The sequence below is a fragment of the Maritimibacter sp. UBA3975 genome (genome assembly GCF_002384975.1).
In the GTDB taxonomy this organism is placed as follows: domain Bacteria; phylum Pseudomonadota; class Alphaproteobacteria; order Rhodobacterales; family Rhodobacteraceae; genus Maritimibacter.
In genome coordinates this window covers 470,739-479,904 of sequence record NZ_DGCP01000011.1, presented here as the reverse complement: position 1 = coordinate 479,904, position 9,166 = coordinate 470,739, and the positions used below count along the sequence as shown (strand labels likewise).

Annotated in this window: 12 protein-coding genes; 5 read left to right on the top strand and 7 right to left on the bottom strand. The window is 63.2% G+C overall.

Annotated features, from left to right (window positions below):
- On the bottom strand, positions 1-244 hold a 244-nt coding region (locus B2585_RS13215; protein WP_292023827.1), incomplete at its 3' end, for a hypothetical protein.
- A 456-nt stretch (positions 245-700) separates the two neighbouring features.
- On the opposite strand from B2585_RS13215, the gene B2585_RS13210 reads away from it, so the two are divergent.
- Positions 701-886 (top strand): hypothetical protein, encoded by a 186-nt coding sequence (locus B2585_RS13210; RefSeq protein WP_292023825.1) that lies wholly within the window; start codon positions 701-703, stop codon positions 884-886.
- Positions 887-954: 68 nt separating this feature from the next.
- Here the strand turns inward: B2585_RS13210 and motA are convergent, their stop codons facing one another.
- From motA to B2585_RS13190, 4 genes are all read right to left on the bottom strand, one after another.
- Positions 955-1,821 carry a flagellar motor stator protein MotA gene (gene motA, locus B2585_RS13205; RefSeq protein WP_292023822.1) on the bottom strand — a complete coding sequence of 289 codons (867 nt, stop codon included), beginning with the start codon at positions 1,819-1,821 and terminating at the stop codon, positions 955-957.
- 79 nt (positions 1,822-1,900) lie between these two features.
- A complete protein-coding gene (locus B2585_RS13200) occupies positions 1,901-2,503 on the bottom strand; it encodes a MotE family protein (protein ID WP_292023819.1) in 603 nt (200 codons plus the stop codon).
- Positions 2,500-2,961, bottom strand: a complete 462-nt coding sequence (locus tag B2585_RS13195; RefSeq protein WP_292023816.1) for a hypothetical protein — start codon at positions 2,959-2,961, stop codon at positions 2,500-2,502. Before B2585_RS13195 ends, B2585_RS13200 begins: the two co-directional genes overlap by 4 nt.
- A gap of 17 nt (positions 2,962-2,978) precedes the next feature.
- Positions 2,979-3,479, bottom strand: coding sequence for a flagellar basal body-associated FliL family protein (locus tag B2585_RS13190; RefSeq protein ID WP_292023814.1), 501 nt, complete (start codon positions 3,477-3,479; stop codon positions 2,979-2,981).
- A 120-nt stretch (positions 3,480-3,599) separates the two neighbouring features.
- On the opposite strand from B2585_RS13190, the gene fliF reads away from it, so the two are divergent.
- Genes fliF through fliP form a run of 4 tightly spaced genes read left to right on the top strand, consistent with a single transcriptional unit; the run spans position 3,600 to position 6,883 of the window.
- Complete coding sequence (fliF, locus tag B2585_RS13185) at positions 3,600-5,210, top strand: flagellar basal-body MS-ring/collar protein FliF (RefSeq protein WP_292023812.1); 1,611 nt, start codon at positions 3,600-3,602, stop codon at positions 5,208-5,210.
- Positions 5,210-5,848: a flagellar biosynthesis protein gene (locus B2585_RS13180; RefSeq protein WP_292023810.1), complete on the top strand. Its 639-nt coding sequence runs from the start codon at positions 5,210-5,212 to the stop codon at positions 5,846-5,848. Before fliF ends, B2585_RS13180 begins: the two co-directional genes overlap by 1 nt.
- Positions 5,841-6,131: a FliM/FliN family flagellar motor C-terminal domain-containing protein gene (locus B2585_RS13175; RefSeq protein ID WP_292023808.1), complete on the top strand. Its 291-nt coding sequence runs from the start codon at positions 5,841-5,843 to the stop codon at positions 6,129-6,131. The genes B2585_RS13180 and B2585_RS13175 overlap by 8 nt, the downstream gene beginning before the upstream one ends.
- A gap of 17 nt (positions 6,132-6,148) precedes the next feature.
- Positions 6,149-6,883: a flagellar type III secretion system pore protein FliP gene (gene fliP, locus B2585_RS13170; RefSeq protein ID WP_414674054.1), complete on the top strand. Its 735-nt coding sequence runs from the start codon at positions 6,149-6,151 to the stop codon at positions 6,881-6,883.
- Between the two features lie 169 nt (positions 6,884-7,052).
- On the opposite strand, the gene B2585_RS13165 is transcribed toward fliP, so the two are convergent.
- Together B2585_RS13165 and B2585_RS13160 are read right to left on the bottom strand one after the other, a co-directional pair.
- Positions 7,053-8,159, bottom strand: coding sequence for a flagellar basal body P-ring protein FlgI (locus B2585_RS13165; protein ID WP_292023805.1), 1,107 nt, complete (start codon positions 8,157-8,159; stop codon positions 7,053-7,055).
- Complete coding sequence (locus B2585_RS13160; RefSeq protein ID WP_292023803.1) at positions 8,156-9,166, bottom strand: flagellin; 1,011 nt, start codon at positions 9,164-9,166, stop codon at positions 8,156-8,158. Before B2585_RS13160 ends, B2585_RS13165 begins: the two co-directional genes overlap by 4 nt.

The window sequence follows — 9,166 nt, the reverse complement described above, 5'->3', positions numbered from 1 at the left end:
AGCGGAAGCGCCCGATCTGCGCGCCGTTCGTCAACGGAGCGCCCCAGTCGGAAACCTCGAAATACTTTGCCGGATAACAGGAGTCCCCCTCGTCTGTTCGCGTGAGGCCCGCGTCACGGGTCGCGTCGTCCACGCTGGTCGTGATGCTGACATGGCCATCGTCGCGGACCGGGGGCTTGGGTGGCAGAGGCTCGGCCGGCGCCGGGTCTTCCATCGGGCGCTCCACGGGTGGCGGTTCGGGCACGTCAGCGTCCAGCAGACCTTGCGACGCGGCACGCGCGATCTGGTCCAGCAGCGCAGCCTCCGTTTCCTCAGCGCGTCGCGAGTCCCGGGCTGATCCCGCTGGCTGCGGGAGTGGGGGAAGGGTCGCCATCGGTGCGGACGGACTTGGCGTTGCCGGCTGTGGGTCCGGACTGTTCGGAGTATTGGCGTCCGACACAATTCGGCGGCGATCAGGCAGGATCGGAAGCGTAAGCCTTGGGCTTCTTGTTGCTTCAGTCTCTGGTAGGGTTGCCTGGTTCACAGGGTCCAGAGCTGCGTTGTCGGGCGAAAGGGGCGCGTTCCGTTCCTCCAGGGGTTCGTTGAACGCGGCAAATTCAACGGGGGCGGCACCATCGCGGATATCGAGCGCTGTGTACCCGCCGCCCGCATCGAATGGCGCCGCGTGACAAAGGCAGCTGAAGGCCACGAACAATCGGCCTTGGCCGCGGTCGACGAGGTCCGTCACGCGTGTGCGCGGCATGAGATCGAAGGCGCGCGTCAAATTGTACGCGCGCGGGGCGTCCAGAAGGCGGAACTCGATACCGCCATCGACGCGTCCGACTTCCCACCCGGCATCTGCGCCGATCCGGAGCACCAGGCGGGAGAACGTCGGGTGCTCTCCTGACGTAACGTCGACCTCTTGGGCGCGTAAGGCCATCGGAGCGAAGGCCAGAACCAGGAAAAGAAGGCACCTCATGCGGCGTTCTTGACCTCCTTCAAAGCCTCTTCCAGATCCGCGAAGCTCGGCCTGATGTGACTTGGCGTATTCTGTCGACCGACCTCAATGCAGATATTTGTCGAGTGATTGTGGAGATTGGCCACCAACACTTCCCGGATGAGCTGGTAGAAGTGAGCGTCCTCCTCGACGACGGTTTTCACCTTCGCGGCAAAGGGCCCGACGAGGCCATAGGCCAGAAACACGCCAAGGAACGTTCCGACCAGAGCGCCGCCGATGAGCTTGCCGAGGATTTCGGGTGGCTGGTCGATGGACCCCATCGTCTTGATCACACCGAGCACGGCGGCGACGATCCCCAATGCCGGGAGGCCGTCTGCGACCGTCTGGAGCGCGTGGCTGGAATGCTGCGCGTGGTGGAGGTTCGCCTCCATCCGTTTTTCGAGGACCTCCTCCACTTGGTGCGGATCGTCATAGTTCATGGAGGCCGATCGCAATGTGTCACAGATCAGGTCGATTGCCTCCTGGTCCGCCAGAATCGCGGGGTACTTGGAGAAAATCGCACTGTCTGCCGGCGCCTCGATATGCTCTTCGAGCGCGACCGCGTTCTGCCGCGCCTGTCGGATCAACTCGAACAGCAGACATAACAGGTCCTTGTAGTCCTGCGGTTTCCATTTCGGGCCCTTGAAGACCTTGCCGACATCTTTGATCGTGTGCTTGATCGCGGCCATATCGTTGGAAATCACGAAGGCGCCGGCGGCTGCGCCGCCTATCATGGTAAATTCGAACGGCAGGGATTTCAGGATGATGCCCATCTTCCCGCCGGCGGCGAGGTAGCCGCCAAACACCATCACGAAGATCATGCCGATACCGACGAAACCGATCATGTCCGAAAGCTCCCAGATTAGCGGCTCAGTTTGGAACGGTATTGCAGACCGAGGTTAAGACTTCGCCAGCAACGCCAATCTATTGCGTCGGCGCGGTGGCATTCCGGCCGGCGAGAAGCACGGATATCGCATACGCAGTTTCCGGTTCGAGGCCCGCCATGATCCGTGCTGCGGCATCCGTACGCATCCGTGACAGGAAGCCTGCCGCAAACTCCGGATCCATTGCGGCGAAGACCTGGGCCGCCTGCTTCGGCTTCATGTTTTCGTAGACTGACGTAAGCTGACTGAGGTCGTCCTCGGCAGCCTCGGCAGACAAGGCGATCATGCGTTCCAACTCGGCTTCGGCACCTTCGAGGGCGTCCAGGTTCTTGCGCACCTGCGCTTCCGCGACTGCGATCGCCTGCGACCGGTCCGCGAGGGCCGCTTCGCGAGCCGCCAGCGTCTCTTCGCGTTCGCGCAGAAGCTCCAGAACGGCAGCGACGTCCGTGTCTGTGGAGCATGACACCGCGCTGTCGATTCCCGCTTCGGCAAGTTCATTGGCGATGGCAAGTCCCGGCCCGGCGCCAAGTCGAAGCGCCGCTGACGCCACGAGGCTCAGGGCGATCAACCATAGAACCCCGCGCCCGCCCCGTCGACGTGTGCGTTTTTTGGCTTTCGCTTGTGCCGCTCTTCGTTTCGTCATGCCGCGCCCTCCGTCACGGTGCCTCGTTTACTGGAAAAGAGGGGAGCGTCTTCGTCGCCTGGTGTCTTGGCCGCATCGGTGCGGCCCTGGGCCTCCTGCATCCAATCGGAGTCCTGTCCGCGCTCTCGCCTGTCGGGTGGCGCATCCGGAAGGTCGTGCAGCGATGCCATCATGAGCTCCAGTTTGCGCGCGCTGTCTTCGGCCCGCTCGGTCAGGGTGGTCAGCGTCGCGGAGCTATGCGCGGCGGCCTTGCGCGCCTGATCGAGCGTCTTGGTCATGTCATCGACCTGCGCGGACAGGACTGCGACCGCCCCGCCGACGCCGTTCTCGAGATTGTTAAAACGCTTGAGCCGGCGCGCGAGAACGATGCAGTAAAGCGCCGCACCGATGGCCCCGGCAGCGAGGAGTACGTCGGCCGCGAGCCCGGCCAGCAGGGTCCAGTCGATGTGAAACGGCATGTCCGGTCCTTTCCGTGTCAGTTCAGCACGAATTCCATGACGAGCAGGTCGCGCACGCGCCCCTCGCCGGTGACGAGCTGGACCCGCCTGAGCATTTGTGCGCGCAGGCTGACGAGCGCCGCCGGGTTCTCGAGATCCGTGACCGAGACCGCACGCAGATAGGAATTCAGGATATCCATCACCCGCGGGATCAACGTCGTGACGTCGTCGAGATACTTCGGGTCAACCTCAAGCTGGGCCTGAAAACGCAGATGGCGGTTCTCGGCCATACGCCCGAGCGAAATGACGAGCGGGTCCAGCGGCACGAAGGCGACCGGGGCAAGGTCGGGCACCGGCGCGTTCGCCTCGGTGTCCGCTTCGGCGTGATCTTCACCGAGCAGTAGTCCGGAGTAGACGGCGAAGAACCCGCCGCCCCCGAGGAAAAGGGCGAGCACCACGCCGATGATCAGGCCCTTCTTGCCTGTCTTCTTCGGCGCACCGTCGCCCCCGTTTTCCGTCTTGTCGTCTTCGTCCGCCATGTGTCCCGGCCCGTGAATTCGAATCGTGTATAGACCGGGAGGGGCTAACCGATTGTTAAGCGCAATCGTCCAAGATGGTCGGCGAACGGGGGCAGAAGTGCCCGTGGAATGGAGCCGATCTTGGAACAACTGACATCAGTCTGGGCGGCGTTGGACATGCGCCGGAAGGTCATCGTCGCGGGGGCTACTGTCCTTGTCTTCGCGGCCGTTCTGGGCCTTGCCCGTATGGCTTCGCAACCAAGTATGGCTTTGCTCTACTCGGGGCTGGAAGCGGGACCGGCCGGGGACGTAATCGCGGCGCTCGAAGCGCAGGGGGTCGCGCATGAGATTCGCGGCGGGGCGATCTATGTCGATTCGGCGGCTCGGGACGGATTGCGCATGACACTTGCGTCAGAAGGGCTCCCCGCGAACTCGTCGAAAGGGTATGAACTCCTCGACGGGCTGTCCGGGTTCGGCACGACGTCGCAGATGTTCGATGCGGCGTACTGGCGCGCGAAAGAGGGCGAGCTTGCCCGCACGATCATGTCCGCCCCACATATTCAGACGGCACGGGTCCACATCGCCACGCCGGGGTCGCAGGGTTTGCGCCCGCGTGGGGCGCCCACGGCCTCCGTATCGGTGTCGACGGCGGACGGCTCGCTCAGCCCGGCTCATGCCAAGGCCCTCAAGTATCTCGTGGCGTCGGCCGTTCCGGCATTATCGCCGGATGACGTGTCGATCATCGATGCGCGCGGCGGGCTTATCCAGGGCGCGGACGAAGTTGCCTCGGTCGATGCCGCTGATCGGGCGGAGATGCTCAAGACCTCGGTCGAACGTCTGCTCGAAGCGCGGGTCGGGTATGGAAACGCGATCGTCGAGGTGGCTATCGACACGGCGCAGGAGAACGAGACGATCCGCGAACGCCTGATCGATCCCGAGGGTCGGGTGGCGATTTCCACGGACACGGTCGAGACGGCGAACACAGCGAATGAGTCCGGAAACGCGGGCGTGACCGTGGCCTCCAACCTCCCGACGGGCGACGGGGCCGGAGCCGATGCATCGTCCAGTTCCAATGCGTCCGAAACGCGCGAGCGCGTGAATTACGAGGTATCGGAAACGATGCGCGAGGTCACTCGGGGACCGGGAACGGTCCGCCGGTTGACCGTTGCCGTGCTCGTCGATGGGCTGCGGGAGGTCGATGCCGCGGGGGATCCAGTCTGGACGCCACGCAGCGATGAAGAGCTTGGGGCGCTCCGGGACCTTGTAGCCGGGGCCGTCGGATATGACGAGTCACGCGGGGACACGATCACGATCAAGACCATGGAGTTCGAGCCGATCATGCCGGTTGGGACCGAAGCGACGCCGGGGCTGTTTGCCCGCCTCGGACTTGATGCGATGGCGCTCGCCAAGGTGCTGGTGCTCGCGCTCGTCACACTGGTTCTCGGGCTTTTCGTCCTTCGACCGGCTTTGCTCGGGCGGGGCGAATCCAACGCAGAGTCTTTGCCTGCCCCTGAGGCGACCGTTGAAGATACGGATCTTCCAGCCCTCGATGGCGAGATCGAAATGGGTGCATTCGATGGGTCCGACCTCGCGGTCGTGTCGGACTTTGATTTCGGTGACGATGGTGCGTTGCCCGCGCTCGGAGAGCCGGATCCTGTCGACCGCTTACGGCGCCTGATCGAAGAACGGCAGGCCGAGACGGTCGAGATCCTCCGCGGATGGATGGAAGACGATCAGGAGGAAAACGCCTGATGACGCGCGTCCCGCTTGAAGACTTCGGGACAGAGTCCCGGTCAGCGCCGCCGAATCCAGGCGAACCGGTGCGCACGTCGGGGCAGGCTGTTCCTCAGGCGGCACCAAGCGCAGAAGACCTCGAGAAGGCACGACTCGCGGGATACGAGGTCGGGTATCAGGCGGGCTGGGACGATGCGGCGCGCTCCGAGGCGGAGGACAAGAGCCGGATCGGGGCAGAATTCGCGCGCAATTTGCAGGATCTCGGGTTCACCTTTCACGAAGCGCGTGCGCACGTCATGCAGGCGCTCGAACCGCTTTTGGCCGGGATGGTGGAGAAAGTCCTGCCCCGCCTTGTCTCCGAGACGCTGGGACAGACGATCATCGAGGAACTGATGCCACTTGCCGCCAACGCGGCGGACGCGCCCATCGAGGTCGTGGTTACCCCCGAAAGCCGGCCTCTGCTCGAAAATATGCTCGATCAGGCGACGTCGGTGCCGTTCCGGATCGTCGAAGAGGCGACCCTCGCTGAGGGCCAGGTCTATTTGCGAACCGGAAAGCTCGAGCGGCGGATCGACATGTCTCAGGCCGTCGACCGGATCGGCTCGGCGATTCAGGGATTGTATCAACTCAATGAAAAGGCGTTTGAAAATGGATGATGCGATGGTGAAGCCGGAAGACTCAGGCGCAAGCAATCCGTTCACGCAGGTTCCGATAGAGATAACGGTGTCCGTCGGGCAGGCCCGGCCCCTTGTGCGGGATCTTTTGCGCTTGAAACCCGACGCTGTGCTTCCCCTCGACCGCCGGGTGGAGGATCCGGTGGAGCTTTTCATCGGTGACAAGCTCATTGCCCGCGGCGAGCTGGAAGAAATCGAAGGCGACCCTGCGGGACGGCTTGCCGTTCGATTGACCGAAGTCGCCGATTTGAAGACCGGTTTGTAGGGCGAGGGGCCGACACGATGATGAAGTTCGTCCAGATCGCCGCGTTAACCTTAATTTTTTGTGGACTTCCTCAGGTCGGGCTGGCGCAGGATGTGACGATCTCGCTTGGTGAAGACGGGTCACTGGCGACGCGGTCGGTGCAGTTGATCGTCCTCATCACGCTCCTGAGCCTCGTGCCGGGGCTCGCTATCATGGTGACCTGTTTCCCGTTCATCGTGACTGTCCTGTCCATTCTTCGCCAGGCCATCGGGTTGCAGCAGTCACCGCCCAACATGCTCATCATTTCCCTGGCTCTTTTTCTGACATGGTTCGTCATGGATCCGGTCCTGACAGAGGCCTGGGCGCGCGGCGGCGCGCCTTTCTCGGAAGGCGACCTTGCGCTGGAGCCTGCTTTCAGGGCTGCGCTCGAACCGTTTCGGATCTTCATGTCGGGCCGGATCGATCCAGACACCTTCGAGACGCTGGCGGCCCTTCGCCCGGCCACGGAGAACGTTAATCCTGAACCGGGCGCACCTTTATCGCTTCTCGTTCCATCCTTTCTTTTGTCCGAGATCGCCCGCGCATTTCAGATCGGCTTCCTGATCTTCCTGCCTTTCCTGATCATCGATCTGGTGGTCGCCGCCGTGTTGATGTCCATGGGCATGATGATGGTTCCGCCGGCCATCGTATCGCTCCCTTTCAAGCTGGCCTTCTTCGTGGTCGCTGATGGGTGGAGCTTGATCTCCGGTGCCTTGGTCCGAAGCTACTTTTGACGACGGATCGCGTGCCGCGCTGCACTGATAATATGCTGCCTTTCAGCGGTCAGCGCTCGACAGGATCAGACTGATCAACGGTCGATCCTGTTTGCGCATTCCGGCGTCCGGACTCGGCTGTCCCAACACCTCCCATGGCTGCGATAATGATCCTGCCGGAAGTGGCGCGTCAGCGAACGATGAACTCGGCGTGAAGCGCACCGGCTGCCTTGATGCTCTTCAGAATGTCGATCATGTCGCGCGGCGCGACCCCGAGGGCATTGAGTCCGGCGATCACTTCGGACAGCGAGGTGCCCTCAGGGATCTCCGCGAGACCGGTTCCGGGGTCTTCCTCCTCGATATCCACGTTCGTGCGAGGCACGACGATCGCTTCGCCATCGCTGAAGGGGCTTGGCTGGACGACAAGTGGCGATTCTTCGATACGCAATGTCAGGTTGCCCTGGGATACTGCCACGCGACTGATGCGGACTTCTTCGCCCATGACGATGGTGCCTGACCGCTGGTCCACGACGACGCGGGCCTTGCGCTCTGGTTCGACGGTGAGGTTTTCGACCCGGCCGACCGCATGTGCCGGGGAAATGTCCCCAGCCGAGGCGATGTCGAACACGACCGTGCCACTGTCCAGCATCCGGCTCACAACCTTTCCGTATCTCTGGTTGATTGCCTGCTCGATCCGGCGGGCGGTCGTGAAGTCGGGGGTTCGCAGGGCGAGCCGGATGGATTTCAATTGGGTGAAATCGAATTCGATCTCCCGCTCTACACGCGCGCCCGACGGGATGAGGCCGGCAGTGGGGACGCCTTGAACGACCTCTGCGCCGTCGCCTTCAGCCGCCGCGCCGCCGGCGATGACCGTTCCTTGCGCGACCGCGTAGATCTCGCCATCTGCTGCGTTCAGGGGAGTCATGATCAGCGTGCCGCCAAGCAGGCTCGAAGCGTCGCCGATGGCGGAGACGGTGATGTCGATCGTCGAACCGGCGCGGGCGAAGGGTGGAAGCTCGGCGGTGACGAAAACCGCCGCGACGTTCTTGGGCCGAAACTGTTCTCCGGTGACGTTGACTCCGAGACGCTCGAGGATGTTAGCCATGATGTCTTCGGTAAACGGTGCATTTCGAATGCCGTCGCCCGTGCCGTTCAGCCCGACGACCAGGCCGTAGCCGACGAGGTCATTGCCGCGCACCCCGTCGAACTCCACGAGGTCCTTGATCCGGATCGTTTGGGCCGAGGCGGGAGTCCAGCCTGTTAGGGCCACGAAAAGGATGGCGATCAGGTGTTTCATCTCATGTAGTCCGAAAATCGAAGGGCCGAGAGGCGCGAGGTGACGGTATAGAGCGTCTCGATCTGGGCGTAGACTGTTTCCAGCATCGTAGCTGTTTCGTATGGATCGGCGTTCACCAGCTCGCCGCGCGCCAGTTCATACGCCGACGCCTGAGCAGCGTTTCGAGCCTGAGCGTTTTCGACACGCTGTTCGGCGGCGCCCACGGCGGCGCGAAGACGCGTCACGTCACCATCCGCCGCGACGAGGCGCATCGCGGCACGGTCCAGAAGTTCGGCCTGCGCGCCAACATCGCCATCAAGCGTTCCCTCGGCGACAAGTGCGGCCAGCGCGAAGCCCTTCAAGGTATCCCGGACGACCGGATCGTCGGCTCGGACGGTCATTTCGACCGTTTCGCCATCCGCGACGATCATTGGCCCCATGTCAGTTGACGACCCGCCATATCCGATGGTCTCGAACCCGCCGCCTACATCGTCGAACCAGGCGTTCACCGCGGTTTCGATGTCGTCGACCGTGGTCAGGCCTGTCACGGCGGTGGAAATGCCCGCCATGATGTCATCTGCGCTTGCCAGAGGGGTCGTGTCGGTCGCGCTGCCGGAAAAGATGGTGCGATCGGCGATCCGTGTGTTGAATCGCGATACCACCGAGGCGAATTTCTGAGACGCATCTTCGGCTGTCGTCTGGACAAGCGTGCGATCGCGCGCGCTGGCGGCCGTGAGCAGGGCCGGCGACAGGTCCCGCGTGATCGACTGCACGCTCTCGAGGGCGACCTGAGCGCCGGCGAACAGGCTGCTCGCCTCCGTGTTCGCCGTCTTGTAGGCCTCGTTCGCCCGCAGGCTCCGCTCGATCCCGGCGAATGGGCCGAAGTCGCCCGCCACCGCCGCGCCGAGGTCGGCTTTCACGCCGGTCGTCAGTTCTTTTGCGAGGCGGGCGAGGTTGGTCTTGCTCTCGGTCGTGAAACGCCGGAGCTGGAATGTGTTGGCGAGGTCGCCGATTGACAGGTTGGACAT

What these genes read in the sequence shown, in the direction of transcription:
- B2585_RS13175 (WP_292023808.1), top strand. Translation starts at nt 5,841, where the DNA reads ATGGATGATGCGATGGTGAAGCCGGAAGACTCAGGCGCAAGCAATCCG.
- B2585_RS13190 (WP_292023814.1), bottom strand. Translation starts at nt 3,479, where the DNA reads ATGGCGGACGAAGACGACAAGACGGAAAACGGGGGCGACGGTGCGCCG.
- B2585_RS13165 (WP_292023805.1), bottom strand. Translation starts at nt 8,159, where the DNA reads ATGAAACACCTGATCGCCATCCTTTTCGTGGCCCTAACAGGCTGGACT.
- B2585_RS13160 (WP_292023803.1), bottom strand. Translation starts at nt 9,166, where the DNA reads ATGTCCAACCTGTCAATCGGCGACCTCGCCAACACATTCCAGCTCCGG.
- B2585_RS13195 (WP_292023816.1), bottom strand. Translation starts at nt 2,961, where the DNA reads ATGCCGTTTCACATCGACTGGACCCTGCTGGCCGGGCTCGCGGCCGAC.
- fliP (WP_414674054.1), top strand. Translation starts at nt 6,149, where the DNA reads ATGATGAAGTTCGTCCAGATCGCCGCGTTAACCTTAATTTTTTGTGGA.
- motA (WP_292023822.1), bottom strand. Translation starts at nt 1,821, where the DNA reads ATGATCGGTTTCGTCGGTATCGGCATGATCTTCGTGATGGTGTTTGGC.
- B2585_RS13180 (WP_292023810.1), top strand. Translation starts at nt 5,210, where the DNA reads ATGACGCGCGTCCCGCTTGAAGACTTCGGGACAGAGTCCCGGTCAGCG.
- B2585_RS13200 (WP_292023819.1), bottom strand. Translation starts at nt 2,503, where the DNA reads ATGACGAAACGAAGAGCGGCACAAGCGAAAGCCAAAAAACGCACACGT.